The 26,184-nt window shown below is 67.9% G+C and carries 27 protein-coding genes; 13 read left to right on the plus strand and 14 right to left on the minus strand.

The genetic code is table 11. The annotated features are described in order from the left end of the window. Positions 1–65: 65 nt before the first annotated feature. Positions 66–857, minus strand: a complete 792-nt coding sequence (locus HHL11_RS33400) for an exodeoxyribonuclease III (protein ID WP_169422954.1) — start codon at positions 855–857, stop codon at positions 66–68. Between the two features lie 10 nt (positions 858–867). Here HHL11_RS33400 and pyrE point away from each other — a divergent pair, with 10 nt between their 5' ends. Further along, the gene (pyrE, locus tag HHL11_RS33405) at positions 868–1,545 is read left to right on the plus strand and encodes an orotate phosphoribosyltransferase (protein WP_169423024.1); all 678 of its coding nucleotides are present in this window, start codon (positions 868–870) and stop codon (positions 1,543–1,545) included. 19 nt (positions 1,546–1,564) lie between these two features. After that, the gene (locus HHL11_RS33410; protein ID WP_169422955.1) at positions 1,565–2,224 is read left to right on the plus strand and encodes a DUF4124 domain-containing protein; all 660 of its coding nucleotides are present in this window, start codon (positions 1,565–1,567) and stop codon (positions 2,222–2,224) included. Positions 2,225–2,278: 54 nt separating this feature from the next. On the opposite strand, the gene gatB is transcribed toward HHL11_RS33410, so the two are convergent. Genes gatB through gatC form a run of 3 tightly spaced genes read right to left on the minus strand, consistent with a single transcriptional unit; the run spans position 2,279 to position 5,484 of the window. Then, on the minus strand, positions 2,279–3,724 hold the full coding sequence (gatB, locus tag HHL11_RS33415; protein WP_169422956.1) for an Asp-tRNA(Asn)/Glu-tRNA(Gln) amidotransferase subunit GatB: 1,446 nt from the start codon (positions 3,722–3,724) through the stop codon (positions 2,279–2,281). Then, a complete protein-coding gene (gene gatA / locus HHL11_RS33420) occupies positions 3,725–5,188 on the minus strand; it encodes an Asp-tRNA(Asn)/Glu-tRNA(Gln) amidotransferase subunit GatA (RefSeq protein WP_169422957.1) in 1,464 nt (487 codons plus the stop codon). Beyond that, entirely contained in the window at positions 5,185–5,484 is a 300-nt protein-coding gene (gene gatC / locus HHL11_RS33425) for an Asp-tRNA(Asn)/Glu-tRNA(Gln) amidotransferase subunit GatC (RefSeq protein ID WP_169422958.1), read from the minus strand. The genes gatA and gatC overlap by 4 nt, the downstream gene beginning before the upstream one ends. Positions 5,485–5,657: 173 nt before the next feature. Between gatC and HHL11_RS33430 the strand changes: the two genes are divergently transcribed. From HHL11_RS33430 to mrdA, 4 genes are all read left to right on the plus strand, one after another. Beyond that, positions 5,658–6,701 (plus strand): rod shape-determining protein, encoded by a 1,044-nt coding sequence (locus HHL11_RS33430; protein ID WP_169422959.1) that lies wholly within the window; start codon positions 5,658–5,660, stop codon positions 6,699–6,701. Between the two features lie 100 nt (positions 6,702–6,801). Next, positions 6,802–7,749 (plus strand): rod shape-determining protein MreC, encoded by a 948-nt coding sequence (gene mreC, locus HHL11_RS33435; protein ID WP_169422960.1) that lies wholly within the window; start codon positions 6,802–6,804, stop codon positions 7,747–7,749. Next, positions 7,746–8,264, plus strand: a complete 519-nt coding sequence (mreD, locus tag HHL11_RS33440; protein WP_169422961.1) for a rod shape-determining protein MreD — start codon at positions 7,746–7,748, stop codon at positions 8,262–8,264. Before mreC ends, mreD begins: the two co-directional genes overlap by 4 nt. After that, positions 8,261–10,438: a penicillin-binding protein 2 gene (gene mrdA, locus HHL11_RS33445; protein WP_169422962.1), complete on the plus strand. Its 2,178-nt coding sequence runs from the start codon at positions 8,261–8,263 to the stop codon at positions 10,436–10,438. Before mreD ends, mrdA begins: the two co-directional genes overlap by 4 nt. A 77-nt stretch (positions 10,439–10,515) precedes the next feature. On the opposite strand, the gene HHL11_RS33450 is transcribed toward mrdA, so the two are convergent. Genes HHL11_RS33450 through HHL11_RS33460 form a run of 3 tightly spaced genes read right to left on the minus strand, consistent with a single transcriptional unit; the run spans position 10,516 to position 12,736 of the window. Next, on the minus strand, positions 10,516–11,499 hold the full coding sequence (locus tag HHL11_RS33450) for a YheT family hydrolase (RefSeq protein ID WP_169422963.1): 984 nt from the start codon (positions 11,497–11,499) through the stop codon (positions 10,516–10,518). Between the two features lie 8 nt (positions 11,500–11,507). Then, positions 11,508–11,960, minus strand: a complete 453-nt coding sequence (locus tag HHL11_RS33455) for a YybH family protein (RefSeq protein WP_169423025.1) — start codon at positions 11,958–11,960, stop codon at positions 11,508–11,510. A gap of 8 nt (positions 11,961–11,968) precedes the next feature. Further along, positions 11,969–12,736, minus strand: coding sequence for a hypothetical protein (locus HHL11_RS33460; RefSeq protein ID WP_169422964.1), 768 nt, complete (start codon positions 12,734–12,736; stop codon positions 11,969–11,971). 53 nt (positions 12,737–12,789) lie between these two features. Here HHL11_RS33460 and HHL11_RS33465 point away from each other — a divergent pair, with 53 nt between their 5' ends. From HHL11_RS33465 to HHL11_RS33475, 3 genes are read left to right on the plus strand one after another with little or no spacing between them, the layout of a single operon-like run. Beyond that, the gene (locus HHL11_RS33465) at positions 12,790–13,380 is read left to right on the plus strand and encodes a LemA family protein (RefSeq protein ID WP_169422965.1); all 591 of its coding nucleotides are present in this window, start codon (positions 12,790–12,792) and stop codon (positions 13,378–13,380) included. A gap of 3 nt (positions 13,381–13,383) precedes the next feature. Continuing rightward, positions 13,384–14,286, plus strand: coding sequence for a TPM domain-containing protein (locus HHL11_RS33470; RefSeq protein WP_342593320.1), 903 nt, complete (start codon positions 13,384–13,386; stop codon positions 14,284–14,286). After that, positions 14,286–14,795: a TPM domain-containing protein gene (locus HHL11_RS33475; protein WP_169422967.1), complete on the plus strand. Its 510-nt coding sequence runs from the start codon at positions 14,286–14,288 to the stop codon at positions 14,793–14,795. The genes HHL11_RS33470 and HHL11_RS33475 overlap by 1 nt, the downstream gene beginning before the upstream one ends. Before the next feature lie 9 nt (positions 14,796–14,804). Here HHL11_RS33475 and HHL11_RS33480 read toward each other — a convergent pair whose 3' ends face one another. Continuing rightward, entirely contained in the window at positions 14,805–15,905 is a 1,101-nt protein-coding gene (locus HHL11_RS33480; protein ID WP_169422968.1) for an ABC transporter substrate-binding protein, read from the minus strand. A 165-nt stretch (positions 15,906–16,070) separates the two neighbouring features. On the opposite strand from HHL11_RS33480, the gene HHL11_RS33485 reads away from it, so the two are divergent. From HHL11_RS33485 to HHL11_RS33500, 4 genes are all read left to right on the plus strand, one after another. Beyond that, complete coding sequence (locus tag HHL11_RS33485) at positions 16,071–16,832, plus strand: histidine phosphatase family protein (protein WP_169422969.1); 762 nt, start codon at positions 16,071–16,073, stop codon at positions 16,830–16,832. Beyond that, positions 16,829–17,698 carry an NAD(P)H-hydrate dehydratase gene (locus HHL11_RS33490; protein ID WP_169422970.1) on the plus strand — a complete coding sequence of 290 codons (870 nt, stop codon included), beginning with the start codon at positions 16,829–16,831 and terminating at the stop codon, positions 17,696–17,698. Before HHL11_RS33485 ends, HHL11_RS33490 begins: the two co-directional genes overlap by 4 nt. Before the next feature lie 88 nt (positions 17,699–17,786). Continuing rightward, entirely contained in the window at positions 17,787–19,511 is a 1,725-nt protein-coding gene (locus tag HHL11_RS33495; RefSeq protein ID WP_169422971.1) for a molecular chaperone HscC, read from the plus strand. Beyond that, complete coding sequence (locus tag HHL11_RS33500) at positions 19,508–20,611, plus strand: hypothetical protein (protein ID WP_169422972.1); 1,104 nt, start codon at positions 19,508–19,510, stop codon at positions 20,609–20,611. The genes HHL11_RS33495 and HHL11_RS33500 overlap by 4 nt, the downstream gene beginning before the upstream one ends. 9 nt (positions 20,612–20,620) lie before the next feature. On the opposite strand, the gene HHL11_RS33505 is transcribed toward HHL11_RS33500, so the two are convergent. The 6 genes from HHL11_RS33505 to atpA form a co-directional block, all read right to left on the minus strand. Beyond that, complete coding sequence (locus tag HHL11_RS33505) at positions 20,621–21,196, minus strand: GrpB family protein (RefSeq protein ID WP_169422973.1); 576 nt, start codon at positions 21,194–21,196, stop codon at positions 20,621–20,623. Next, positions 21,193–21,621 (minus strand): F0F1 ATP synthase subunit epsilon, encoded by a 429-nt coding sequence (locus HHL11_RS33510; protein WP_169422974.1) that lies wholly within the window; start codon positions 21,619–21,621, stop codon positions 21,193–21,195. The genes HHL11_RS33505 and HHL11_RS33510 overlap by 4 nt, the downstream gene beginning before the upstream one ends. Before the next feature lie 167 nt (positions 21,622–21,788). Beyond that, the gene (locus HHL11_RS33515; RefSeq protein WP_169422975.1) at positions 21,789–22,217 is read right to left on the minus strand and encodes a F0F1 ATP synthase subunit epsilon; all 429 of its coding nucleotides are present in this window, start codon (positions 22,215–22,217) and stop codon (positions 21,789–21,791) included. Then, a complete protein-coding gene (gene atpD, locus HHL11_RS33520) occupies positions 22,218–23,627 on the minus strand; it encodes a F0F1 ATP synthase subunit beta (protein ID WP_169422976.1) in 1,410 nt (469 codons plus the stop codon). A gap of 41 nt (positions 23,628–23,668) precedes the next feature. Beyond that, on the minus strand, positions 23,669–24,547 hold the full coding sequence (gene atpG / locus HHL11_RS33525) for a F0F1 ATP synthase subunit gamma (protein ID WP_169422977.1): 879 nt from the start codon (positions 24,545–24,547) through the stop codon (positions 23,669–23,671). Between the two features lie 71 nt (positions 24,548–24,618). Beyond that, on the minus strand, positions 24,619–26,172 hold the full coding sequence (gene atpA, locus HHL11_RS33530; protein WP_169422978.1) for a F0F1 ATP synthase subunit alpha: 1,554 nt from the start codon (positions 26,170–26,172) through the stop codon (positions 24,619–24,621). Positions 26,173–26,184 lie beyond the last annotated feature (12 nt).

The raw sequence follows: 26,184 nt of genomic DNA on the forward strand, positions 1-26,184 counted from the left end.
TGCCGGCCCCCTGCGCCCTGCAACGCATTCCGTTGCCGGTGGCCTCGGTACCGCCGGGGCGACGCTCACAGGAGCCATTCGTACTGGATCGTGAGCGGAGCATGGTCGCTGAAACGCGCGGCCTTGTAGATGTCGGCTGTCCGCGCAGTGCGCGCGAGCCCTGCGGTCGCGATCTGGTAGTCCAGCCGCCAGCCCACGTTCTTGGCGTAGGCCTGGCCGCGGTTGCTCCACCACGTGTAGCAGGCGTCGGTGGTGTCCGGCTGCAGGCGACGATAAACGTCGACCAGGCCCGTTTCGGATAACAGTTTTGTCATCCAGGCCCGTTCCTCGGGCAGGAAACCACTGTTCTTCTGGTTGCCCTTCCAGTTCTTCAGGTCCTGCTGCTGGTGGGCGATGTTGATGTCGCCGCACAGCACGAATTCACGGTTCTTCTTGAGGGCGATCAGGTACGGGTCGAACTCGTCCAGGAAGCGGAACTTGGCCGCCTGCCGCTCCTCGCCGGACGAGCCGCTGGGGAAATAGCAGCTGATGATCGACAACTTTCGTGCCGGCGTGTCGAAGCGCAGCTCCACGTAACGGCCTTCGGCGTCGAACTCGCCCGAGCCGAAGCCGACGATCACGTCGCTGGGCTCGTGCTTCGTGAAGGCGCCGACCCCGGAATAACCCTTCTTCTCGGCGAAGTGGAAGTGGCCCTTCAGGCCGGCCAGGACGTCGTGCTTGCCCTGCACGTCGGCCGCCTGCGCCTTGACTTCCTGCACGCAAATACAATCGGGTTGCGTCTTGTGAAGCCAGCCTTCGACGCCCTTGCTGGCCGCCGAGCGGATGCCGTTGAGGTTCAGGCTGGTGAGTTTGAACAAGGATTTTCCCATGGTGAAGGATGGCAGCCAGGACGCCCTGGCGCAGGAATTCGTTGGCTTCGCGGTGGAGGCCGGGGTGCTGCGCTTCGGCGAATTCAAGACCAAGGCAGGCCGGCTTTCGCCCTATTTCTTCAACGCCGGCCTGTTCGACGACGGCGCCAAGCTCGGGCGGCTGGCCCGATTCTATGCACAGCGCATCCTGGCGTCCGGCATCGAGTTCGACATGCTGTTCGGCCCGGCCTACAAGGGCATCCCGCTGGCCGCGACCGTCGCCGTCGAACTGGCCCGCCTGGGCCGCAATGTTCCGTTCGCCTACAACCGCAAGGAAGCCAAGGACCACGGCGAAGGCGGCACCCTGGTCGGCGCGCCGGTGCAAGGCAAGGTGCTGATCGTCGACGACGTCATGTCCGCCGGCACGGCCGCCCGCGAGTCCATCGCCTTGATCCAGGCCGCGGGCGCCACGCCGCATGCCGTGGCCATCGCACTGGACCGGCAGGAGAAGGCGACCGAGAACGGGCAGGACGTGCCCTGGTCCGCCGTGCAATATGTCCGTGAAAGATTGGGCATGCAGGTCTGCACCATCGCGAAGCTGGAAGACCTGCTGGCCTACCTGGGGGCCAACGGCGCGGAACTGGGCACGCATCATGCAAAGGTGCTGGCATACCGGGACCGTTACGGGGCCGGCTGAAGCAAGGGGGAGAACGTCGATGGGTGCTTGGAAGCAGGCCGCGCTGGCGGCCGGACTGGTTGCGGTGCTGGGCGCGGCCCACGCCCAGGGCATCTACACCTGCATCGACGCGAAGGGCAAGCGGATCACGTCGGACCGCTACATCGCCGACTGCAGCGACCGGGAGCAGAAGCTGCTGAACAACTCGGGCACGGTCCGCCAGGTCGTGCCGCCCACGTGGACGAACGAGGAGCGGGAAGCGCGCGAGGCGCAGGAGCGCAAGAAGGCCGACGAGCTGCAGCGCCAAGCCGAGGAAAAGCGCGTGTTGCGCGCACTGGCCCTGCGCTACCCGAATCGGGGCATCCACGACGGCGAACGCGCGAAGGCGCTGCGTTCCATCGACGAGGCGACCCAGGTGGCCGAGCAGCGCGTGACCACGCTGCAGAAGGAGCGCACGCAGCTGCTGCAGGAGAAGGAGTTCTACAACAAGAACCCCTCCAAGATGCCGGGCCTGCTGCGGCGCCAGCTGGAGGAGAACGACAGCCAGACCGCTTCGCAGCGGCGCTTCATTGCCGGCCAGGACGAAGAAAAAGCGCGCGTGAACGCGCGCTTCGACGATGAACTGGCCAAGCTGAAACCCGTGTGGGCCGCGCAGGCCGGGGTCGCGGCAGCGGCGAGTTCGACGCCGGCGAAACCCTGACGCCGTCGCGGCTGCAGCCGTGCAGGGTGCACAGCTTCGCTGCGCACCGCCCGCTCAGGCCCCTAGCTTCTTCCGCAGCATGTCGCCGACCTGCTGCGGGTTCGCCTTGCCCTTGCTCGCCTTCATGGCCTGGCCCACGAGGGCGTTGAAGGCCTTGTCCTTGCCGGCGCGGACCTGTTCGACGTTGGCGGCGTTGGCGGCGATCACCTCGTCGATGATCTTCTCCAGCGCGCCGCTGTCGTTCATCTGCTTCAGGCCCTTGGCCTCGATGACCGCATCGACCTCGCTCCCCTCGCCATTCCACAGCGCATCGAACACCTGGCGCGCGGCGTTGTTCGATACCGTGCCGTCCTGGATGCGCTGGATCAGCTTGCCCAGGGTGGCGGCCTGCACCGGCGCCTGCTCGATGGCGATGTCGGCGGCATTCAGTCGCTTCGACACCTCGCCCATGATCCAGTTGCTGGCCAGCTTCGCCTGGCCGCTGGCCTTCGCGGCTTCCTCGAAGTAGCTGCCCATCGCCTTGCTCTGCGTCAGCGTCGTGGCGTCATATTCGGGCAGGCCGAAGTCGGCGACGAAGCGCGCCGCCATCACGCGCGGCAGCTCCGGCATCTCGCCCTTCACCCGCTCGACCCAGTCGGAAGCGATCACCAGCGGCGGCAGGTCCGGGTCCGGGAAGTAGCGGTAGTCGGCCGCGTCTTCCTTGGTTCGCATCGCTCGCGTCTCGCCCGTGTCGGGATCGAACAGCACCGTGGCCTGCACGATCTCGTGGCCATCCTCGATCTGCTCGATCTGCCAGCGCACCTCGAAGTCGATGGCTTCCTTCATGAACTTGAAGGAGTTCAGGTTCTTGATCTCGCGCCGCGTGCCATAAGGCGAGCCGGGCTTGCGCACCGACACGTTGGCGTCGCAGCGGAAGCTGCCTTCCTGCATGTTGCCGTCACAGATGCCGATCCAGGTGACGATCTTGTGCAGTTCCTTCGCGTACGCCACCGCCTCGTCGGACGAGCGCATGTCGGGCTCTGTCACGATCTCCAGCAGCGGCGTGCCGGCGCGGTTCAGGTCGATGCCGGACTGGCCGATGAAGTCCTCGTGCAGCGATTTGCCCGCGTCTTCCTCGAGGTGGGCGCGCACCAGGCGCACCGACTTCTTCTCGTCGCCCAGGTAGAACTCCACGTTGCCGCCCTGCACCACCGGGATCTCGAACTGCGAGATCTGGTAGCCCTTGGGCAGGTCCGGGTAGAAGTAGTTCTTGCGCGCGAAGATGCTGCGCGGCGCCACGTGCGCGCCGATCGCCAGGCCGAAGCGGATGGCGCGTTCGACCGCGCCCTTGTTCATCACGGGCAAGGTGCCGGGCAGCGCCAGGTCCACCGGCGAAGCCTGCGTGTTGGGCTCGGCGCCGAACTGCGTCGGCGCGCGGCTGAAGATCTTGCTGTCGGTGGACAGCTGGGTGTGCGTCTCGAAGCCGATGACGACTTCGTAGCCTTGGACGAGCTTGCTCATTTAAAAGCCTTCCGGCTGGCGCAGGTGGTGGTCGGTGGCCTGCTGGAACTTGTGGGCCGCGTTCAAGAGACGCCCTTCCTGCAAGTAGTTGCCGATCAACTGCAGGCCCACGGGCATGCCGCCGACGCCGAAGCCCGCGGGGATGCTCATGCCCGGCAGTCCCGCCAGCGAACCGGGCAGCGTGAAGATGTCGGCCAGGTAGTCGGCCAGCGGGTCGTTGCCGTGCTCGCCCAGCTTCCAGGCGACGCTGGGCGCCACCGGGCCGGCGATCAGGTCGCACTGCTTGAAGGCCTGCTGGAAATCGTCGGCGATCATGCGGCGGATCTTCTGCGCCTGCAGGTAGTAGGCGTCGTAGTAGCCGTGCGAAAGCACGTAGGTGCCGATCATGATGCGGCGCTTCACTTCGTCGCCGAAGCCTTCGGCCCGCGTCTTCTTGTACATGTCCAGCAGGTCGCCGTACTGCCTGGCGCGGTGGCCGAACTTGACGCCGTCGAAGCGCGACAGGTTCGAGCTCGCCTCGGCCGGGGCGATGATGTAGTACACGGGGATCGCGAGCTCGGTGCGAGGCAGCGAGACTTCGACGATGCGGGCGCCGAGCGCCTCGTACTGTTTCAGCGCTCCTTCGAGGGCGGAGCGGACGTCGTCCGACAGGCCGGGACCGAAGAATTCCTTCGGCACGCCGATCCGCAGGCCGGCGACGGAGCCATCGAGCCCGCGCGTGAAATCTTCCGCCGGCACGTCCAGCGAAGTGGAGTCGCGGTCCAGGTCCGGGCCGCACAGCGCCGACAGCAGCAGCGCGCAGTCTTCGGCCGTGCGCGCCATCGGGCCGGCCTGGTCCAGGCTGGAAGCGAAGGCGATCATCCCGTAGCGCGAGGCGCGGCCGTAGGTCGGCTTGATGCCGGTGATGCCGCAGAAGCTGGCCGGCTGGCGGATGGAGCCGCCGGTGTCGGTGCCGGTCACGGCCGGCGCCAGGCGCGCCGCCACGGCGACCGCGCTGCCGCCCGAGGAGCCGCCGGGGATGCGGCTCTTGTCCCAGGGGTTCTTCACCACCTGGTAAGCGGAGTTCTCGTTGGACGAGCCCATGGCGAACTCGTCGCAATTGAGCTTGCCCAGGCTCACCGCGCCGGCCTCGGCCAGCTTGCTGACCACGGTGGCATCGAAGGGCGAGCGGTAGGCCTCCAGCATCTTCGAGCCGGCGGTGCTGGGGAAATCCTGGGTGACGAAGATGTCCTTGTGGGCGATCGGCACGCCCAGCAGCGGCGCGGCCTCGCCGGCGGCGATGCGCGCGTCGGCGGCCCGTGCCTGGGCCAGGGTCGCGTCCTCATTGGTCGCCAGGAAGGCGCCCAGGTCGGCCTGGGCCTTCACCCGGCCCAGGAAATGGCCGGCGGCCTCGACCGCGGAAACTTCCCTGGCCTTCAGCTTCTGCGCCAGCTGGGCGACGGTCAGGTCGTGCAACTGCGTCATTCGATCACCTTTGGCACCAGGAACAAGCCGCGTTCGATGGCGGGCGCGCTTTGCTGGTTGGCTTCGCGGTCGATGGCGGGGTTCGCCACGTCCTCGCGCAGCCGCAGTGCGACTTCCTGCACGGTTGCCACCGGATGCGGCAACGGTTCGACACCGGTGGTGTCGACGGCGCGCATCTTTTCCACGATGTCGAAGAAGCCGTTGATCTGGGAGAGCATGCGCTCGCTCTCCTGCGGAGTCAGCTCCAGCCGTGCTAAGTTCGCGATCCGGCTGATGTCTTGGGAATTCAGGGACATGGTTCGTGGCGGGCGGCCTGCGCCCTAACAAGGTGTAACCAAGCGCATTGCCGCGCTGGCTGTCGAGCATAGGGGATCGGGTATTATCCCGCCTTCGGCGACGGTGCTCCGCCGCCTGGTGCAACGGCCGCGCAAAGCGGCCGCTTTCACAGAAGAAACGAGGATTCCCCCAAATGTTCGGAGCATTCCGACGCTACCTGTCCACCGACCTGGCCATCGACCTGGGCACGGCCAACACCCTGATCTTCGTTCGCGACAAAGGCATCGTGCTGGACGAGCCCTCCGTGGTGGCGATCCGCCACGAAGGCGGCCCCCAAGGCAAGAAGTCGATCCAGGCGGTCGGCCATGAAGCCAAAGCCATGCTGGGCAAGGTGCCCGGCAACATCGAAGCCATCCGGCCGATGAAGGACGGCGTGATCGCCGACTTCACCGTGACCGAGCAGATGCTCAAGCAGTTCATCAAGATGGTCCACCCCCGGTCCGTCCTGAAGCCCAGCCCGCGCATCATCATCTGCGTGCCCTGCGGCTCCACCCAGGTGGAACGCCGGGCCATCCGCGAATCGGCGCTCGGCGCCGGCGCGTCGGAGGTCTACCTGATCGAGGAACCCATGGCCGCGGCCATCGGCGCCGGCCTGCCGGTGTCCGAAGCTTCGGGCTCCATGGTCGTCGACATCGGCGGCGGCACCACGGAAGTGGGCGTCATCTCGCTGGGCGGCATGGTCTACAAGGGCTCCGTGCGCGTCGGCGGCGACAAGTTCGACGAAGCCATCATCAGCTACATCCGCCGCAACTACGGCATGCTGATCGGCGAGCCCACCGCCGAAAGCATCAAGAAGCAGATCGGCTCCGCCTTCCCCGGCAGCGAGGTGAAGGAAATGGAAGTGAAGGGCCGCAACCTCTCCGAGGGCGTGCCGCGCAGCTTCACCATCAGCTCCAACGAGATCCTGGAAGCGCTGACCGACCCGTTGAACAACATCGTGTCGGCCGTCAAGAACGCGCTGGAACAGACCCCGCCGGAACTGGGCGCCGACATCGCCGAACGCGGCATGATGCTCACCGGCGGCGGCGCGCTGCTGCGCGACCTGGACCGCCTGCTCGCCGAGGAAACCGGCCTGCCGGTGCTGGTGGCCGAAGATCCCCTGACCTGCGTCGTGCGAGGCTGCGGCATCGCGCTGGAACGCATGGAACGGCTGGGTTCGATCTTCACGTCCGAATGACGGAATGACGCGCTTCGCGCGTCATGACACGCCGGCTGCGGCTGGCATGACAATACGATCCATGTCATTTCGTCATTGAGCGAAGCGAAGTCATTCCGTCATGCCTCTCGGCACCCTCGACCGAACCCCACCGCCGTTTTTCAAGCAGGGCCCGTCAGCGCTTTCCAAGCTGATGGTGTGCAGCGCACTGGCGCTGTTCCTGATGGTCGCGGACGCCCGCTTCAAGATCACGCAGCCGGTGCGGTCCGCGGTCGCCCTCGTGGTGTTCCCGGCGCAGTGGCTGGCCATGCGGCCGGTGCTGGCCGTGCGCTATGTCGGCGACTACTTCTCCGGGCTGCACCAGGCCAAGGTCGATGAAGAGGAAGCCCGGCGCAAGCTGATCCTGCAGGCGCAGCGCGCCAACCAGGTGGAGCAGCTCACCATCGAGAACGCGCAACTGCGCAAGCTCCTGGGCCTGCGCGAGCGCCTGACCACGCCCTCCACCGCGGCCGAAGTGCTCTATGACGCCGCCGATCCGTACACCCGCAAGGTGATCATCGACAAGGGCGTGATGGCCGGCATCGAGGCCGGTTCGCCGGTGATCGACGAATCCGGCGTCCTGGGCCAGGTGACGCGGGTGCATCCCCTGATCAGCGAAGTGACGCTGGTGACCGACCGCGAACAGGCGGTGCCGATCATCAACACCCGCACCGGCGCCCGCGGCATCGCTTACGGCGACGCCGGCGCGCATGGCAGCGGCGGCCTGGAACTGCGCTACATGGCCGCCAACGCGGACGTGCAGGAGGGCGACCTGCTCACCACCAGCGGCGTGGACGGCGTCTACCCGCCCGGCATCCCGGTGGGCAAGGTGCAGAAGGTGGAGCGGCGGCCCGATTCGGCTTTCGCCCGCATCTCCTGCCAGCCGCAGGCGCTGGTAGATGGCGCGCGGCACGTGATGGTGCTGAAGCCCTTGCTGAACCAGATCCCGCCGCGGCCGCAGCCCGAGGACGCCCCGCCGACGGCGCCGGGCAAGCGCAGCGCGCTGCAAAAGGGAGCCGCCAAGCCATGATCATGCGCCAGGGCCAGCAGCTGCTGCTGCCGGCCAACCCGCTCTTCATCTGGTTCAGCCTCATCGTGGCGATGATGCTGAACATGCTGCCGGTGGGCCGCATCCCCTGGATGCCGGACTTCCTGGCGGTCGTCATCGTGTTCTGGAGCGTCCACCAGCCGCTGCGCGTGGGCGTGGTCGCCGCCTTCCTGTTCGGGCTGGCCATCGACGTCCACCAGGCCTCACTGCTGGGCCAGCATGCGCTGGCCTACACCACGCTGAGCTTCTTCGCGATCACCATCCACCGCCGGCTGCTGTGGTTCACGGTGCCGTCGCAGGCGCTGCAGGTGCTGCCGCTGTTCGTGGCCGCCCACGCGATCGAGATCGCCATCCGGATGCTGGCGGGCGGCAGCTACCCGGGCCCGACCCTGCTGCTGGCACCTGTGCTGGAAGCCGCACTTTGGCCGGTAGTGAGCGTGCTCTTACTCCTGCCGCAGCGCAGGGCACCGGATCCCGATGAAAATCGGCCGCTGTGACTGAACTGAGAAATGTCGAACAGGACCTGTCCCGCTTCCGCGGCCGGGTCCTGGTGGCGAGCGCCGCGGTGCTCGTCTGCTTCGTGCTGCTGGTCTCGCGCCTGGTCTACCTGCAGGTCGTCCGCCACCAGGACCTCGACGAGCAGGCTGAAGCCAACCGCACGGCCATCGTGCCGATCGTGCCGAACCGAGGCCTCATCCTGGACCGCAACGGCGTCGTCCTGGCCACCAACTATTCCGCCTACACGCTGGAGATCACGCCCTCGAAGGTGAACCAGGCGCTGGACCCGCTGATCGACCAGCTGGGCCAGGTGATCGAGATCCAGACGCGCGACCGCCGCCGCTTCAAGAAGCTGCTGGAGGAAAGCAAGAGCATCGACTCGGTGCCGATCCGCACCAAGCTGACGGACGAGGAAGTGGCCCGCTTCGCCGCCCAGCGCTTCCGCTTCCCCGGCGTCGAGATCAAGGCCCGCCTGTTCCGCAGCTACCCCTGGGGCGAACTGGCCAGCCACGCCATCGGTTACATCGGCCGCATCAACCAGGCCGAGAAGAAGCAGATGGATGACTGGCCCGACGACGAGCAGTCCAACTATCGGGGCACGGAATACATCGGCAAGCTGGGCGTGGAGCAGAGCTTCGAGCAGCAGCTGCACGGCATCACCGGCGTCGAGCAGGTGGAGACCTCGGCTTCCGGCCGCGCCATGCGCAAGCTGGCCAGCACGCCGGCGACGCCGGGCAACACGGTGCGGCTGTCGCTGGACATCAAGCTGCAGAAGCTGGTGGAAGACCTGTACGGCGACCGCCGCGGCGCGCTGGTGGCGCTGGACCCGCACACCGGCGAAGTGCTGTCCTTCGTCTCCAAGCCCACCTTCGACCCGAACCTGTTCGTCGACGGCATCGACCAGGAAAACTGGCAGGCGCTCAACGAGTCCATCGACAAGCCGCTGCTGAACCGGGCCCTGCGCGGCACCTACCCGCCCGGCTCCACCTTCAAGCCCTACATGGCGCTGGCGGCGCTGGAAACCGGCAAGCGCCGGCCCGAGCAGGCCATCAACGACCCCGGCTTCTTCTGGTTCGGCGGCCACAAGTTCCGCGACGACAAGGAAGGCGGCCACGGCGTGATCGACATGTACCGGTCGATCGTGCTGTCCTGCGACACCTACTACTACCAGCTGGCCAACGACATGGGCGTGGACCTGATCCACGACCAGCTGCAGCAATACGGCTTCGGCGAGATCACCGGCATCGACATCGCCGGCGAGGCCAAGGGCCTGCTGCCGTCCACCGCCTGGAAGCGCGCCGCCTACAAGCGGCCCGAGCAGCAGAAGTGGTACGCCGGCGAGACCATCTCGCTGGGCATCGGCCAGGGCTACAACAACTTCACCATCCTGCAGCTGGCCACCGCCGTCAGCACGCTGGCCAACAACGGCTCGCGCATGAAGCCGCACCTGGTGAAGGAAGTGATCGACGTGGTGAGCAAGAAGGTGGAGCCGGTGCAGCCGCAGCACGTCGGCCGCCTCACCGCCAAGCCGGAGAACGTGGCCATCATCCGCAAGGCGATGGTGGGCGTGAACATCGAGGGCACGTCCGCCGCGGCCTTCAAGGGCGCCGGCTACACCAGCGGCGGCAAGACCGGCACGGCGCAGGTGATCACCATCGCCCAGAACGCGAAGTACAAGGCCAGCGAAGTCGACGAGCGCCATCGCGACCACGCGCTGTTCATCGCCTACGCGCCGGCGGAAGACCCGAAGATCGCCATTGCCATGGTGGTGGAAAACGGGGGCTTCGGCGCCTCGGCCGCCGCGCCGATCGCCCGCCGCGTGTTCGACTATTACCTGCAGGGCCTGTACCCCAGTGACGAGGACATCGCCCTGGTTCGCCAGGGCAAGGCCTCCACCCCGGTCGGCCAGCCGCGCCAGGCCGCCGACGTCGCCTGGCCGCCGGCCGGCGGCGGCGCCACCCCGGGCGCCCCGACCTCGCCGGCCTCGGCCGCGAAGCTGGCCAGCAACGTGCCGCCGGCGCAGGTGCGCACGGTGGCAGCGACGGGGATCCATCCGGCTTTCGCGCAGGCGGTGGCGGCTACTACGCAGCCCGCGGCGCCTCCGGCACCGGCAGCACCCGTGCCTGCGGCTTCGGCCGCAGCCCCGCCGCCGCGCCCGCCCGCCAGGCCGTAGGGTGCCGCAGCTTTGCTGCGCACCGGGCACTACCTCGCGCGGTGCGCAGCGAAGCTACGCACCCTACACGTCAACGGTTACCGGCCATGACGCGAGACGTGCGACAGCAGCCAGCCGCCCACCGCGTCCGGCATCGTCCACACATTCCCCGGCGGGAAGCCGGAAGCGAAGCCCACGTGGCCACCCGAGCGCGGCTGCCAGAGCGTGACGTAGCGCCCCACCTCGCGCGCCTTCGGCAGGCTGTCGGCCGGCACGAAGGGATCGTTGCGCGCGTTCAGCGCCAGCGCCGGCACGCGGATGCGCTCCAGCCGCGGCAGCGCCGAGGCCTGCGTCCAGTAGTCCGTGGTCCCCTTGAAGCCGTGCACCGGCGCCGTGAATACCTGGTCGAATTCGTAGAGGTCGCGCGCGGCCAGCAGCGCGTCGCGGTCGAACAGGCCCGGGTGCTGCGACCACTTCAGCAGCGCCTTGGGCTTCATGGTGCGCAGGAACATGGTTCCGTAGACCATCTTGTTGAAGCCGCGGCCGATGGCACGCCCGCCCGCCGCCAGGTCCAGCGGCGAACAGACCGAAGCCACCGCCGTGACGCTGCGCGCCGCATCCTCCTGCACCTCGCCGGCCCAGCGCATCAGCATGTTGCCGCCCATGGAGATGCCCACCGCCAGGATGGGCCCCGCATGGCGCGCCCGCAACTGCGCCAGGATCCAGCCGATCTCCTCGACGTCGCCCGAGTGGTAGGCGCGCGGCGCCAGGTTGATCTCGCCGCTGCAGCCGCGGAAGTGCGGGACCACATAGGCCAGGCCGTTGCGGGCGGCGAAGTCCGCGAAAGCCTCGGCATAGTGGCTGCGCGAGGAGCCTTCCAGGCCGTGGAACAACACCAGCAGCGTGTCGTTGGTCACCGGCGCCTGCAGCCAGTCGAGGTCGAGGAAATCGCCGTCGGGCGTGAACCAGCGCTCGCGCTGGTAGTCGGGCGCGGGCCCGCGGGTGCGGCGCGCGAACAGCGCCGGCCAGATCGTCTGCAGGTTGCCGCCGGGCAGCCACAAAGGTGCTCGGTAGTCTTGCATCCCCGGCGTCAATGGAGAATGGACGGCGCGTCCGACACTTCCTGGATCTCGCTCGTGGTGCCCGGGCTGGCATGGTGGGCCACCAGGCGCCAACCCTGCGCCGTGCGGTGGTAGACATTGGTGGCGATCACCCACGCCTGGGTCGGGCCCTGCGGCGAGAGCACCTCCACGCGTTCCAGCACGTTGTGCACGCTGCTGCCGACGCACTCCGTCTTGCGCACCCGCTCGGGCCAGGCCCGCACGGCGCCGCCGTTGGAGAACATGGATTCGAAGGTGGCGCGGATCGCGGTCGCGCCCACCACCCGCGGCCCGCCGGGGTGGATGCAGAAGATGTCGTCCTCGTCGGCCCAGCACGCCATCAATTTGTCGATGTCGCCGTTCTGGAGCGCCGCGTAGAACGCTGCTTCGATGTCGTCCGCATCGCCTTCGAGGCTGGCGGCCTGGAGTTTGGACTTGCGCATGGTTGCCGTCAGGGCCATTTTGCCAAGGTTCCGGCCAGCCAGTCGCGCGCCACCTTTTCGGTGTTGTCCTGGCCCGCCAGCCACACCGTTTCCGGGGGCGCCACATGGATGCCCCTTGGCGCCAGGCGCAGCGACGCCGCCAGCAGTTCCGCCACCTTGACGGCGCGCACCGGCTGCTCGTGGCTGGGGACCATGTACCTGAAGATGCCCAGCATCCAGTGCGCCAGGCGGCTCGGGAAGCTGCGGCGCGGGCCGGCGCCGGGCTTCTGCGCCGATCGCAGCAGCAGCACGCGCTCGAAGCCAAGCGAGGCCAGCGCCTGTTCGTCCAGCGTCGCGAGGCCGCGCTTCAGCGCGTCGGGCAACTGGCCCGGCGCATGCGGCAGCACCACGGCCAAGGTGCGCACGCCGCTGGCGAGCAGCCAGCGGGCCAGCGCCAGCAACTGCTCCGGCGCGGGCGTCCACAGCGCGCGTTCGCGCTCGTAGAACATCCGCGGCGGGTCGAACAGCACCACCGCCTCTTCCGCCTGCGTGGCGGGCCAGGTGGCGGGATCGTCGCCGGGCACGACCCGCACCTGCAGGCCGCGCACGCTTTCCACGACGGGTTCGCGCGCCAGCACCTGCGTGTGGGAATAGCGGGTCGAGCCGCCCAGTCGCCGCAGCACCTCGTTGCCCAGCGTGCCGGTGGCGCCGGCGATCACCAGCCGCGGCTTGGTGGCGGAAGAAGAAGAAACGGGGCGCAAGCCCGCGTGCAGCACTTGAAGCGGGTCCTGGCGCATCCCATCTATGCTACCGTTGCCCCGCCCTGATCCAAGGAAGGATGGTTCCACGCATGAAAAGATGGTTCGCGATCCTCGCCTGCGTGCTTGCGCTGTCCGGCTGCGGCTACAACGATTTCCAGCGGCTCGACGAGCAGACCAAGTCCGCCTGGAGCGAAGTGCTCAACCAGTACCAGCGGCGCGCCGACCTCGTACCCAACCTGGTGGCCACGGTCAAGGGCGAAGCCAACTTCGAACAGGACACGCTGACCAAGGTCATCGAGGCGCGCGCCAAGGCCACCTCGGTGCAGGTGACGCCGGAGACGCTGAACAACCCCGAGGCCTTCCAGAAGTTCCAGCAGGCGCAGGGCGAGCTCTCCAGCGCGCTGTCGCGGCTGCTGGTGGTGAGCGAGCGCTACCCCGACCTGAAGTCCAACCAGTCCTTCCGCGACCTGCGGGTGCAGCTGGAAGGCACCGAGAACCGCATCACCGTGGCCCGCAACCGCTACATCCAGGCGGTGCAGGAGTACAACGTGCTGGCCCGCAGCTTCCCCAGCAATCTGACGGCGATGGTGTTCAGCTACCAGCCCAAGCCGAACTTCACGGTGCAGAACGAAGCGCAGATCTCGCAGCCGCCGACGGTGGACTTCGGGACGAAGAAGTAAGTGGTGCGCACCTTCCTGGCTTTCCTGCTGGCGCTCCTGGCGTTGTGCGCAGGAGCGCAGGGCGTGCTGCCGGTGCCGGAGCTCAACGCTCGCGTCATCGACCAGACCGACACGCTCGACGCGATCCAGCGCAAGGGCCTGGAGGAAAAGCTCGCCGCCTTCGAGCAGAAGAAGGGCACGCAGATCGTCGTGCTGATGGTGCCCACCACCAAGCCGGAAGACATCGCGAGCTACGCCAACCGCGTGGCCAACGCCTGGAAGGTCGGACGCAAGAGCGTGGGTGATGGCATCGTGGTGATCGTCGCCAAGAACGACCGCACCGCGCGCATCGAGGTGGCGAAGACGCTGGAAGGCGCGGTGCCCGACCTGGCCGCAAGCCAGATCATCGAAGACGCGATGGTGCCGCGCTTCCGCCAAGGCGATTTCGCCGGCGGCCTGCAAGCCGCGGCCGACCAGTTGATCGCGCGCATCAGCGGCGAGCCGCTGCCGGCGCCCGCGCAGCCCAGCGCGCGGAATGCGCGCGGGCCCGCCGGCTTCGACTGGGGCGCGGCGGCGATCTTCCTGTTCGTGTTCGCGCCCATCGTGGGCGGCATCCTGCGCGCCATCCTGGGCAGCAAGCTGGGTTCGCTGGCCACCGGCGCCGGGGTCGGCTTCGTCGCGATGCTGATGTCGTCCAGCCTCTTCATCGCGCTCATCGCCGGCGTGATCGCGCTGCTGTTCTCCCTGCTCTCCGGCTTCGGCGGCGGCATGCGCCGGCGCGGCTGGGGCGGGCCGGTGTTCTTCCCGGGCAGCGGCGGCGGCTGGGGTGGAGGCAGTGGCGGCGGGGGCTGGAGCGGCGGCGGCGGTGGCTTCAGCTCCGGCGGTGGCGGCGACTTCGGCGGCGGCGGCGCCTCGGGGCGGTGGTGATGCTGCACAAGCTGCTGCGCCTGTTCCGCCATCGCTGGCACGATGAGTCCGACACCCGCCGCGCGCTGCCACCCGAGGCGCTGGAACGCCTGCGCCAGCGCGTGGCGGCCAGCGAGACGCGCCACAGCGGCGAGCTGCGCATCTGCGTCGAGTCCGGCCTGCCCTTCGGCTATGTCTGGCGCGGGCACACCGCGCACGACCGCGCCGTCACCCTGTTCGGCAAGCTGCGCGTGTGGGACACCGAGCACAACAACGGCGTGCTGATCTACCTGCTGCTGGCGGAGCACGCGATCGAGATCGTGGCGGACCGCGGGCTGAATGCGCGCATCGACGCGATCCAATGGACGCAGCTGGTGGAGCGCATGCGCTCGGCGTTCCAGGGCGGGCAGTTCGAGGAAGGGCTGGGGCGGGCCGTGGACGAAGTCACCACGCTGCTCGTGGCGCACTTTCCCCTGGCGCCCGGCGAAGCCAACCCGAACGAGTTGCCGGACGAACCCGTGGTCCGGTGATCGGCGCGGCTAGTTGTCGCGGACTTCGCCGTTCGGCTTCAACAGCGCCATTCCGACATAGCTGCCGCCATGGTGGAAGTTCGGCTTGAAGTCGACGACATATCCGCCCGCGTCATAGCGCCCCAGCGCAGTCAGCGACCGATGCAGGCTCGCGCGCGTCAAGTCCTTGCCGGAGCGCCGCATCCCTTCCACCAGCACCTTGGCGGCGATGCACGCTTCCAGCGCGGTCACCGACATCATCTCCTTGTGCCCGGCCGCCGACCAGGCGTCGCCGCACTCGCGAACCACCGGCACGCTCTGCGTGCGCGGCGGCGGCACCGTGATGGCCACCGACACGCCGGTCGCATCCGGGCCCAGCGCCTTGGCCAGCTGGCTGGCGCCGGCAAAGGACAGGCTGGTGACCATGGTCGCGCGGTTGGCGGCCTTGAGCTTGCGGATCATCTGCGCCGCCGGCGCATACAGCGTCGTGATGACCAGCACGCTGGGATCGGACTGGATCACGTCATGCACGTTGGCGTCGGTGATGTCGGCATTGCGCTTGATCTGCACCGACACGGGCTTGCGGCCGAACTTCTGCAGCACCGCGGCCACCGTTTCGAAGTTCTGCTTGCCCACGGCGTCGTCGTAGTGCAGCACCGTCACCTTGGTCGTGCCGAGGTTGCCCCAGAAGTTGATGATCTTCTCGATCTCGTCCGCATAGGTGGAGCGCACGGTGTAGACGTACTCGTTCTGCTTGCGGATGGTGTCCGCGCCGGTGAAGGGCGCGAAGAAGGGAATGCGGTTCTCCACCACCATCGGCATCGCCGGGATGCTGAGCGTGGAGGACGCATAGCCGAACAGCGCCACCACCGAAGGATCCGCCACGAGCTTCTGCGTGTTCTCCGCCGACAGCTTGGTGTCGTTCCGGTCGTCCAGCGTGACCAGCTTCAGCTTGCCCGCGGGCAGGCCGCCCGCGGCGTTGACCTTGGCGAAATAGGCGAGCGCGCCGTTGCGGATGTCGTTGCCGAGGTCGGCATTGCCGCCGGTGAGCGGAGCGGACTGGCCGACGACGATGTCCTGCGCCAAGGCGGAGGCCGCGACGAGCAGCAGCGAACAGGCAAGAATGCGCATGGGTCCTCTCTACAGCAGCGGAGACCATACGCCTACAGCGCGACGGTGCATCGGGAGCTACCCCTTAAGACTTTTTCCTAACGCCCGTGCCGCGCCCGCTTCCTACAGCGTCCGCCAAGCTCCATCCACAGCGCCGCCAGGCCCGCTGGGCCAGACTGGCTGGCCATGAGAGTCCAATGGCCGCAAGTCCTCTGGATCGCGCGCCACGGCCAGAGCGCGGGCAACGTTGCCCGCGACGCGGCGGAAGCCGCCGGCCTGGCGCTGATCGACATCGAATTCCGCGACATCGATACGCCGCTGTCCGAGCTGGGCGTGCAGCAGTCGCTGGCGCTGGGCCGCTGGTTCGGCCAGCTGCCGCCCGGGCTGCGGCCCGAGGTGATCCTCTGCTCGCCTTACGCGCGGGCGCGCGACACCGCGCGCCACCTGATGGAGCAGGCCGGCCTGCGCTCCGGGCGCGACGTTCGCTTGCGGGTGGACGAGCGGCTGCGCGAGAAGGAGTTCGGCGTCCTCGACCGGTTGACCAGGTTCGGGATCCAGCAGAAGTACCCGGAGCTCGATCAGCAGCGGCGGCACGTAGGAAAGTTCTACTTCCGGCCACCCGGCGGCGAAAGCTGGTGCGACGTGATCCTGCGCCTGCGCAGCATGACGGAGATGATCACGCGCGAACATGCCGGCGAGCGCGTGCTGGTGGTGGCGCACCAGGTGATCGTCAACTGCATGCGCTACCTGGTCGAGAACCTGGACGAGGCGAAGATCCTGGAGATCGACCGCATGGGCGACGTGCCCAACTGCGCGATCACCTCCTACCAGTTGCATACGGAACGCGAAGAACTGGTGCTGGACCTGGTGAACTTCATCGCGCCGCTGCTCGAGTCCGGCGCGCCGGTCACGGCGGCGCCCGATGCGCCAGCTGCGCCCAAGCCATGACGGCGCGGGAGGTCGACGAGGCGCTGCTGCGCGGCTGGCCCCTGCCCGCGGTGGACGGGGACGGCGACAAGGAAAGCCGCGGCAGCGTCCTCGTGGTCGCGGGCAGCAGGGAAGTGCCGGGCGCGGCGGTGCTGGCGGCGGAAGCGGCGCTGCGGGCCGGCGCCGGCAAGCTGGTCGTCGCCACGCCGGAATCGGCTTGGGCACTGGTGGCCGCGGCCTTGCCGGAAGCGCGCGTCGTGCCGCTGGCGGAAACCAGCAGCGGCGGGCCGCAACCCGGCAGCTTCCGCGCCCTCGCCTCCTGCGCCGCCGACACCGCGGCGGTGCTGGTCGGTCCCGGCATGGCCGACACCCTGGCCACCGCGATGTTCGTGCAGGACCTGCTGGCGCTGTTCGCGGGCTCCACCTTCGTGCTCGATGCGCTGGCCATGGATTGCGTGCGCAATGGCCTGCGCTTCCGCCAACCGGTGCTGCTGACGCCGCATGCGGGCGAGATGGCGCACCTGACGGGCGGCGACAAGCAGGAGATCCACGAGCGGCCGATGGAGGTGGCGGCGCGGCAGGCCGCCGCCTGGAACGCGGTCGTGGCGCTGAAAGGCGCGACCACCTGTATCGCGTCCCCTGACGCGCGCGCCTGGCGTCATAGTGCCGAAACACCGGGGCTGGCCACGTCCGGATCGGGCGACGTGCTGGCGGGCCTGGTCGCCGGCCTGGCCGCGCGCGGCGCGCCGCCGGAACAGGCGGCCGTGTGGGGCGTCGCACTGCATGCCCGCGCCGGCGCGGCGCTGGGGGCGCGGATCGGCGCGGTGGGCTATCTCGCGCGGGACCTCGCGGCGGAAGTGCCGGCGCTGATGCAGGCCTTGTCCTGAGCACGCTGCCTGCCCGCCACACTCCTCCTTCCTGATCGGGCCGTCCCGGGGCCCATCCAGTAGGATCGGCGCGGGAGGAGCAGGGCGAATGATCGTCGGAATCGACTTGGGCACCACCAACAGCCTGGTGGCGGTTTGGCGCGACGGCAAGCCGCAGCTGCTGCCAAACGCGCTGGGTGAAGTCCTCACGCCGTCATGCGTGAGCGTCGACGAGGACGGCTCCATCCTCGTGGGCCGCGCCGCACGCGAGCGCGTGCAGACGCACCCGGACCGCACCGCGCGCGCCTTCAAGCGCGCGATGGGCAGCAACAAGACCTTCGCGCTGGGCAAGCAGTCCTTCCGGCCCGAGGAGTTGTCGGCACTGGTGCTGAAGTCGCTCAAGGCCGACGCCGAAGCGGCGCTGGGCGAGCCCGTCACCGAAGCCATCATCACGGTGCCCGCCTACTTCTCCGACGCGCAGCGCAAGGCCACGCGGGCCGCGGGCCAACTGGCCGGCCTGAAGGTGGAGCGGCTGTTGAACGAACCGACGGCGGCTTCGCTCGCCTATGGCATCCACCAGCTCGGGGCCGAGACCCGCTTCCTCGTGTTCGATCTCGGCGGCGGCACTTTCGACGTTTCCATCCTCGAGATGTTCGAGGGCGTGATGGAAGTGCGCGCCTCGGCCGGCGACAACTTCCTGGGCGGCGAGGATTTCGTCGACGCGCTCGTCGACCGCTTCTTCGCCGAACACGAGCTTTCCCCGAACCTGCGGCGCAACGCCTTGTTCATGCAGCGGCTCGCCGGCCAGGCGGAAGCCGCGAAGTGCGCCTTGAGCACCAGTGCGAGCGCGACGATGCTGGTCTCGCAGGACGACCGCACGTTGCGCCTCGAAATCACCGAGGCTCTGCTCGCGGACGCCGGCGCCTCCCTGCTGAAGCGGCTGCGCGCGCCGGTGGAGCGCGCGCTGCGCGATGCGCGCCTGCGCAGCAGCGAACTGGACAACATCGTGCTGGCCGGCGGCGCGACGCGCATGCCGCTGGTGCGCAAGCTGGTGACCAGCATGTTCGGCCGCTTTCCGGCCCTCGACTTCAACCCCGACGAGGTCGTCGCGCTGGGCGCCGCGGTGCAGGCCGGCCTGAAGGCCCGCGACGCCGCGCTGGACGACGTGGTGATGACCGACGTGGCGCCCTACTCGCTGGGCGTCGCGGTCAGCAAGAAGCTGTCCGCCACGCAGGACTCCAGCGGCCACTTCGACCCGGTGATCGAGCGCAACAGCCCGGTCCCCATCAGCCGCGTCAAGACCTACTGGCCGACCAAGACCGACCAGGCGCGGATCGACCTGCACATCTTCCAGGGCGAGTCGCGCATGGTGGCCGACAACGTTCACCTCGGGCAGCTGGCGATCTCGCTGCCTCCGGGGCGCGCGAACGATTGCCCGGTGGACGTGCGCTTCACCTACGACGTCAACGGCCTGCTGCAGGTGGAAGCCACCGTGCAGAAGACCGGCGACAAGTTCGCCGTGCTGATCGAAGGCAACCCCGGCGTGATGGACGAAGCGGAGATCGCCCGCCGCCTGAAGGCGCTGGACGAACTGAAGATCCATCCGCGCGACATGCTGGAGAACCGCACGGCGCTGGCGCGCGCCGAACGCATCTACCAGATGCTGCGCGGCGAAGTGCGCGAGTGGCTCGCGAACCAGATCCTCGTTTTCGAGGCGGCGCTGGGCACGCAGGACCGCCGTACCGTCGCGGCCGCCCGCGAGCAGCTGGAGCAGCAGTTGCAGGAGATCGAGCGCAACGGCGTGCTGGACGACGAACCCGCGCCGCGGCCATGAGCGACGCCGGCGCCCTCTTCGCCCGCCTGCAGCTGCGCCCCGATGCGACCGTGCAGGACGTGCGCCGCGCCTATGCGCGCGAGCTGAAGAGGATCGACCAGGCGACGCAGGCGGAAGCTTTCCAGGAGCTGCGGGAAACGTACGAGCGGCTCCTGGGCTGGTTGCAGTCGCAGGAGCGCGAGGCTTCCGTGGCGCAGCCGGTCGCGCAGGAAGCGGCCGTTCCGCAACAAAGCGCGGCGCCGCAGCCCGCGCCGAGCGCGGAGGACTCCGGCGCCCAGGTGTTGAACCTGCTGCTGGAGTGCCTGCAGCAGCCGCCACCCCTCGCCAGCAACGACGAGGCGGAAGATTTGCTCGCGCACTGCCTGCGGGACGAACGCCTGTCCAGCCTCGACGCCCGCCAGTATTTCGAATGGGGCGTGGCATCCCTCCTGGCCAATGGCTGGCGGCCGGGCCACGAGCGGCTGTTCGTGCCGGCGGTGGAAGCCTTCGGCTGGCAGGACGATCGCTCGCGCCTGCTGTGGCTGGGGCACCCGGGGCGGGTGCTGGACCAGGCCATCGACGAACTCGCGACCTTCGACCTGCAGGAGTTCGCCGTGCGCGGAACGCAGCGCGACGTGCTGCGCGCGCTGCGCGCCGACGCGAGGCCGGCCACCTCGGACCTGCTGGCCTGGCTGCCGCTGGGCACGCAGCTGGCGGGCGCCTTTCCGGCCTGGCTGCACGTGGTCACCCGGCCGCAGCAGCTGGAGGCGTGGAAGCGCTGGGACGCGGATGTGCCGAACTGGAGGCGATGGCTTCATGGCCGCCGGCGCCGCCACAAGCGTCCGGTCAACATGCCGATGTTGAAGCGCGCAAGCTGGAGTTTCGGCGCCGTGTGGTTCATCGCCGTCGCGGTCGGGATCCTTGCCAAGCTGTCCGAGCCGCGGTCCAGTCCAACGCCACCAGTGCGCGAGGTGCCAAGCTCGTCGCGGTTGGCGCCGCCAGCGCTGCGCGATCCCGCGCCGGCCAACTACCGCCTGCTGCCAGACGGCCGGGCGCCAGCGAACCGCGAGCCGGATGGCCTGGGCCTGAAGCGCGAGCCGATGAAACTCGGTCCGCCTTGAACACGGCGTTCACTGGTCCGTCGGCCCAGCGGCCCAACCGGTATGCGCAGCCCAAGCCTCCGCCGCCGCCATGATGACGTCGCACACCGGATCCTTGATCGCGTAGTACGCATCCACGTCGTCTGCGTGATGTTCCACCAGTGCGAGCTTGACCTGCTGGTAGGCGGCCGCGGCCGCCGCGTTGGCGCGCAGGTAGTCCCGGAACAGCAAGGCATAGCGCTGGTTCGCGCAGCCTGCGACGCGCACGTGCAGGTTCACGGGCCGGCCTTGCCGCGGCTTGTAGAACCACTTGGCCCATTGCCGCGGATCTTCGGTCGCGCCCGGTGGCACGTGGTCCTGCGTGATGTGCGGCAGGCGTTCGTAGCCGGCACGAACGAGCGCTTCATCGAGCTGCGGCTCGAGTGCGCCGACGGTGAGCTGGACGTCGATGATGTCCTTCGCCGCCAGTCCCGGCACGGAGGTCGAGCCGATGTGGTCGATGCGCAGCGCCAGTCCACCCAGCGCGTCTCTCAGCTTCCTGGCCGCGCCGGCGAATTCGCCGGCCCACGAGCGCTGCGGCGGAACGATCGTGATCGCCAGCTTCATTTCTTGTGCAGGTAGCGGCGCAGCGCCGCCATCTCGGCCACCGCCACCGCCAGCTCCGACTGTGCGCGCGCGAGGTCGACTTCGCTCTTGGCATTGCGCAGCGCCTCTTCGGCCGCGTGCCGCGCCTCGTTGGCCTTCTCCTCGTCCAGGTCCTTGCCGCGGATGGCCGTGTCCGACAGCACGGTGACGCGGTTCGGCTGCACTTCGAGGATGCCGCCGGCGACGAACACGAACTCCTCCTCGCCGTCCGGCTTGACGACCCGCACGGCGCCCGGCTTGACGCGCGTGATCAGCGGCGTGTGGCGCGGGTAGATGCCCAGCTCGCCGGCCTCGCCCGGCAAGGCGACGAAGCGCGCCTCGCCCGCGTAGATGGACTCGTGGGCGCTAACGATGTCGACATGGATGGTGTGGTCCGGTTCCGCCATGCCCGCGTTTGTACCCTCAGCGGCCCAGGTTTGCCAGCAGAGCTGGCAGGCGCCGGACGTAAAAAAGCCCCGTGACTTGCGGCACGGGGCTCAGTGCGCTGGTTTTTAGCGCGTTCTTATTCAGAGGGGACCGAGCAGCGTTTCACTTCTGGTCCGTCCCCTGGTCATTACTTTTTGGTGATGAAGCGGCGCAGGGCCGCCATCTCGGCAACCGCGATCGCCAGCTCGCTTTGCGCGCGGGCGATGTCGATGTCGCTCTTTGCGTTCTTCAGGGCTTCCTCGGCGGCCAGGCGCGCCTCGTTGGCCTTTTCCTCGTCCAGGTCCTTGCCGCGGATGGCGGTGTCGGAGAGCACGGTGACCTTGTTCGGCTGCACTTCCAGGATGCCGCCGGCGACGAACACGAATTCCTCGTTGCCGTCGGCCATCTCGATGCGCACGGAGCCCGGCTTCACGCGCGTGATGAGCGGCGTGTGGCGCGGGTAGATGCCGAGTTCGCCAGCCTCGCCGGGCAGCGCGACGAAGCGCGCTTCACCGGAGAAGATCTGCTCTTCGGCGCTCACCACGTCGACGTGGATCGTGTGCGTCGCGTCAACCATTTAGGCCGCCAGCTTCTTGGCCTTCTCGAAGGCTTCGTCGATCGTGCCGACCATGTAGAACGCCTGCTCGGGCAGGTGGTCGCATTCGCCGGCCACGATCATCTTGAAGCCGCGGATGGTCTCGGACAGCGGCACGTACTTGCCGGGCGAGCCCGTGAACACTTCGGCCACGTGGAAAGGCTGCGACAGGAAACGCTGGATCTTGCGAGCGCGAGCCACGGCCAGCTTGTCTTCCGGCGCCAGTTCGTCCATGCCCAGGATCGCGATGATGTCGCGCAGTTCCTTGTAGCGCTGCAGGGTGGCCTGCACCGAACGGGTCGTGGTGTAGTGGTCTTCGCCGACGACGTTGGGGTCCACTTGGCGCGAGGTCGAGTCCAGCGGGTCCACGGCGGGGTAGATGCCCAGCGAAGCGATGTCACGCGACAGCACCACGGTGGAGTCCAGGTGGGCGAAGGTCGTGGCAGGCGACGGGTCGGTCAGGTCGTCCGCGGGGACGTACACGGCTTGCACCGAGGTGATCGAGCCGACCTTGGTCGACGTGATGCGCTCTTGCAGGCGGCCCATTTCCTCGGCCAGCGTCGGCTGGTAGCCCACGGCGGAAGGCATGCGGCCCAGCAGCGCGGACACTTCTGTACCGGCCAGCGTGTAGCGGTAGATGTTGTCCACGAAGAACAGCACGTCGCGGCCTTCGTCGCGGAAGGATTCGGCGATGGTCAGGCCGGTCAGGGCCACGCGCAGGCGGTTGCCCGGGGGCTCGTTCATCTGGCCGTACACCATGGCCACTTTCGACTCGCCCAGGTTGTCCAGCTTCACGACGCCGGAGTCGGCCATCTCGTGATAGAAGTCGTTGCCTTCACGGGTGCGCTCACCCACGCCGGCGAACACCGACAGGCCGGAGTGGGCCTTGGCGATGTTGTTGATCAGCTCCATCATGTTCACGGTCTTGCCCACGCCGGCGCCGCCGAACAGGCCGACCTTGCCGCCCTTGGCGAACGGGCAGATCAGGTCGATCACCTTGATGCCCGTTTCCAGCAGCTCTTGCGAGGGGGACAGTTCGTCGTACGCGGGGGCCTTGCGGTGGATCGGGGCCGTCAGGGCCTGGTCCACGGGGCCGCGCTCGTCGATGGGGTTGCCCAGCACGTCCATGATGCGGCCGAGGGTGGCCTTGCCGACCGGCACCGTGATCGGCGCGCCGGTGTTGTACACGGTGTAGCCGCGGCGCAGGCCGTCGGACGAACCGAGGGCAATGGTACGCACCACGCCGTCACCCAGCTGCTGCTGCACTTCCAGCGTCAGCGGGCTGCCTTCCATCTTCAGCGCGTCGTACACGCGCGGCATTGCGTCGCGCGGGAACTCGACGTCCACCACGGCGCCGATGCACTGAACGATTTTTCCTTGAGCCTGAGCCATTCGTTGCTCCAAATATTTAAACAGTAAGCTGGAAAGGCGGCCTAGACGGCCGCGGCCCCGGACACGATCTCCGAAAGCTCTTTCGTGATCGCGGCCTGGCGCGTCTTGTTGTAGACCAGCTTGAGTTCGTTGATCAGGTTGCCGGCGTTGTCCGTCGCGGCCTTCATGGCCACCATGCGGGCGGACTGCTCGGAGGCCATGTTCTCGGCCACCGCCTGGTACACCAGCGCTTCGACGTAGCGCAGCAGCAGCTCGTCGATCACGGTCTTCGCGTCCGGCTCGTAGATGTAGTCCCAGCCGTGCTCGCCACCGGCGGCCTTGTCCTCGGCTTCCATCTTGCCGGCATCCAGGGGCAGCAGCTTCTCGACGACCGCTTCCTGGCGCATCGTGTTAATGAACTTCGTGTACGACAGGTACACGGCGTTCAGCTTGCCCTCGGCATACTGGTCCAGCAGCACCTTCACCGGCCCGATCAGGCGTTCGAGGTGCGGCGTGTCGCCCAGTTGCGTGACGTGCGAGACCACCTGCGCGCCGATGCGGTTCAGGAAGCCCAGGCCCTTGTTGCCGATGGCAACGGTCTGGACGCTCGAACCCTCGCCCTGCAGGTCGCGCAGCTTCTGCGTGACCGCGCGGAGCACGTTGGTGTTGAGGCCGCCGCACAGGCCCTTGTCCGTGGAGACCACGATGACGCCCGCAGCCTTCACGTCGTTCACTTTCATGAACGGGTGCGTGTACTCCGGGTTGGCCTTGCCGAGGTTGGCGGCGATGTTGCGAACCTTGTCGCTGTAAGGCCGGGCCGCACGCATGCGTTCCTGCGCCTTGCGCATCTTGCTCGCGGCCACCATTTCCATGGCCTTCGTGATCTTCCTGGTGTTCTCCACCGATTTGATCTTGCCGCGAATTTCCTTGCCTGCAGCCATCGTCTTCCTTAATCAGTTGAGGACAGAGCAGCCGCTTCGCTCGCTGGTCTGTCCCGCAAAACTACTGGACGTTAGGCGAAGGTCTTCTTGAACGCTTCGACCGCGCTGGTCAGCTCGGCCTCGGCATCCTTGTCCATGGCCTTGTTGGTTTCCAGCTTGTTCAGCAGCGCCGCGTTCTTGTCCTTCAGGAACTGGTGCAGACCGTGCTCGAACGGCAGGACCTTCTTGACGTCGATGTCGTCGAAGTAGCCCTTGTTCACCGCGAACAGCGAAGCCGCCATCAGCGAGATGGGCAGCGGGCTGTACTGGGCCTGCTTCAGCAGTTCCGTCACGCGCGCACCGCGATCCAGCTGCTTGCGGGTGGCGGCGTCGAGGTCGGAAGCGAACTGCGCGAAGGCAGCCAGTTCACGGTACTGCGCCAGGTCGGTACGGATACCGCCGGACAGGCCCTTGATCAGCTTCGTCTGCGCCGCACCGCCCACGCGGGACACCGAGATACCCGCGTTGATGGCGGGACGGATGCCGGCGTTGAACAGGCTGGTTTCCAGGAAGATCTGGCCGTCGGTGATCGAGATCACGTTCGTCGGCACGAAGGCGGACACGTCGCCGGCCTGCGTTTCGATGATCGGCAGGGCGGTCAGCGAACCGGTCTTGCCCTTCACTTCACCCTTGGTGAACTGCTCGACGTAGTGTTCGTTCACGCGAGCCGCGCGCTCCAGCAGGCGGCTGTGGAGATAGAACACGTCGCCGGGGTAGGCTTCGCGGCCCGGGGGACGGCGCAGCAGCAGCGACACCTGGCGATAGGCAACGGCCTGCTTGGACAGGTCGTCATAAATGATCAGCGCGTCCTGGCCGCGGTCGCGGAAGTACTCGCCCATCGTGCAGCCGGCGTACGCGGACACGTACTGCATGGCGGCGGATTCGGACGCGGAAGCCGCGACGACGATGGTGTATTCCATCGCGCCGTTCTGCTCCAGGGCCCGCACCAGGTTCTTGATGGTCGACGCCTTCTGGCCGATGGCCACGTAGACGCAGACCATGTTCTGGCCCTTCTGGTTGATGATCGTGTCGACCGCCACCGCCGATTTACCGGTCTGGCGGTCGCCGATGATCAGCTCGCGCTGGCCGCGGCCGATCGGCACCATCGAGTCGATGGACTTCAGGCCGGTCTGCACCGGCTGGTCCACGGACTTGCGGGCGATCACGCCGGGAGCGACCTTTTCGATCACGTCCGTCATCTTGGCGTTGATCGGGCCCTTGCCGTCGATGGGCTGGCCCAGGGCGTTCACCACGCGGCCGATCAGTTCGGGGCCGACGGGCACTTCCAGGATGCGGCCCGTGCACTTGACGGTGTCGCCTTCGGAGATGTGCTCGTACTCGCCCAGAATCACGGCGCCGACGGAGTCGCGCTCGAGGTTCAGCGCCAGGCCGAACGTAGGCGTGCCGTCGGCAGTGGCCTTGAATTCCAGCATTTCGCCGGCCATCGCATCGGACAGGCCGTGGACGCGCACGATGCCGTCGGTCACGGAAAGCACCGTGCCCTGGTTACGGATGTCGGCGCTGGCGGCCAGGCCTTCGATCCGGCTCTTGATCAGTTCGCTAATTTCTGCGGGATTGAGCTGCATGTCTCGTTCCTT

It is taken from the genome of Ramlibacter agri, from assembly GCF_012927085.1.
In the GTDB taxonomy this organism is placed as follows: domain Bacteria; phylum Pseudomonadota; class Gammaproteobacteria; order Burkholderiales; family Burkholderiaceae_C; genus Ramlibacter; species Ramlibacter agri.

Excerpts from the sequence above, each read along its gene's own strand:
- pyrE (WP_169423024.1), top strand. The coding sequence starts at position 868 with ATGGTGAAGGATGGCAGCCAGGACGCCCTGGCGCAGGAATTCGTTGGC.
- HHL11_RS33410 (WP_169422955.1), top strand. The coding sequence starts at position 1,565 with ATGGGTGCTTGGAAGCAGGCCGCGCTGGCGGCCGGACTGGTTGCGGTG.
- gatB (WP_169422956.1), bottom strand. The coding sequence starts at position 3,724 with ATGAGCAAGCTCGTCCAAGGCTACGAAGTCGTCATCGGCTTCGAGACG.
- gatA (WP_169422957.1), bottom strand. The coding sequence starts at position 5,188 with ATGACGCAGTTGCACGACCTGACCGTCGCCCAGCTGGCGCAGAAGCTG.
- gatC (WP_169422958.1), bottom strand. The coding sequence starts at position 5,484 with ATGTCCCTGAATTCCCAAGACATCAGCCGGATCGCGAACTTAGCACGG.
- HHL11_RS33430 (WP_169422959.1), top strand. The coding sequence starts at position 5,658 with ATGTTCGGAGCATTCCGACGCTACCTGTCCACCGACCTGGCCATCGAC.
- mreC (WP_169422960.1), top strand. The coding sequence starts at position 6,802 with ATGCCTCTCGGCACCCTCGACCGAACCCCACCGCCGTTTTTCAAGCAG.
- mreD (WP_169422961.1), top strand. The coding sequence starts at position 7,746 with ATGATCATGCGCCAGGGCCAGCAGCTGCTGCTGCCGGCCAACCCGCTC.
- HHL11_RS33450 (WP_169422963.1), bottom strand. The coding sequence starts at position 11,499 with ATGCAAGACTACCGAGCACCTTTGTGGCTGCCCGGCGGCAACCTGCAG.
- HHL11_RS33455 (WP_169423025.1), bottom strand. The coding sequence starts at position 11,960 with ATGCGCAAGTCCAAACTCCAGGCCGCCAGCCTCGAAGGCGATGCGGAC.
- HHL11_RS33460 (WP_169422964.1), bottom strand. The coding sequence starts at position 12,736 with ATGCGCCAGGACCCGCTTCAAGTGCTGCACGCGGGCTTGCGCCCCGTT.
- HHL11_RS33465 (WP_169422965.1), top strand. The coding sequence starts at position 12,790 with ATGAAAAGATGGTTCGCGATCCTCGCCTGCGTGCTTGCGCTGTCCGGC.
- HHL11_RS33475 (WP_169422967.1), top strand. The coding sequence starts at position 14,286 with ATGCTGCACAAGCTGCTGCGCCTGTTCCGCCATCGCTGGCACGATGAG.
- HHL11_RS33480 (WP_169422968.1), bottom strand. The coding sequence starts at position 15,905 with ATGCGCATTCTTGCCTGTTCGCTGCTGCTCGTCGCGGCCTCCGCCTTG.
- HHL11_RS33485 (WP_169422969.1), top strand. The coding sequence starts at position 16,071 with ATGAGAGTCCAATGGCCGCAAGTCCTCTGGATCGCGCGCCACGGCCAG.
- HHL11_RS33490 (WP_169422970.1), top strand. The coding sequence starts at position 16,829 with ATGACGGCGCGGGAGGTCGACGAGGCGCTGCTGCGCGGCTGGCCCCTG.
- HHL11_RS33495 (WP_169422971.1), top strand. The coding sequence starts at position 17,787 with ATGATCGTCGGAATCGACTTGGGCACCACCAACAGCCTGGTGGCGGTT.
- HHL11_RS33500 (WP_169422972.1), top strand. The coding sequence starts at position 19,508 with ATGAGCGACGCCGGCGCCCTCTTCGCCCGCCTGCAGCTGCGCCCCGAT.
- HHL11_RS33505 (WP_169422973.1), bottom strand. The coding sequence starts at position 21,196 with ATGAAGCTGGCGATCACGATCGTTCCGCCGCAGCGCTCGTGGGCCGGC.
- HHL11_RS33510 (WP_169422974.1), bottom strand. The coding sequence starts at position 21,621 with ATGGCGGAACCGGACCACACCATCCATGTCGACATCGTTAGCGCCCAC.
- HHL11_RS33515 (WP_169422975.1), bottom strand. The coding sequence starts at position 22,217 with ATGGTTGACGCGACGCACACGATCCACGTCGACGTGGTGAGCGCCGAA.
- atpD (WP_169422976.1), bottom strand. The coding sequence starts at position 23,627 with ATGGCTCAGGCTCAAGGAAAAATCGTTCAGTGCATCGGCGCCGTGGTG.
- atpG (WP_169422977.1), bottom strand. The coding sequence starts at position 24,547 with ATGGCTGCAGGCAAGGAAATTCGCGGCAAGATCAAATCGGTGGAGAAC.
- atpA (WP_169422978.1), bottom strand. The coding sequence starts at position 26,172 with ATGCAGCTCAATCCCGCAGAAATTAGCGAACTGATCAAGAGCCGGATC.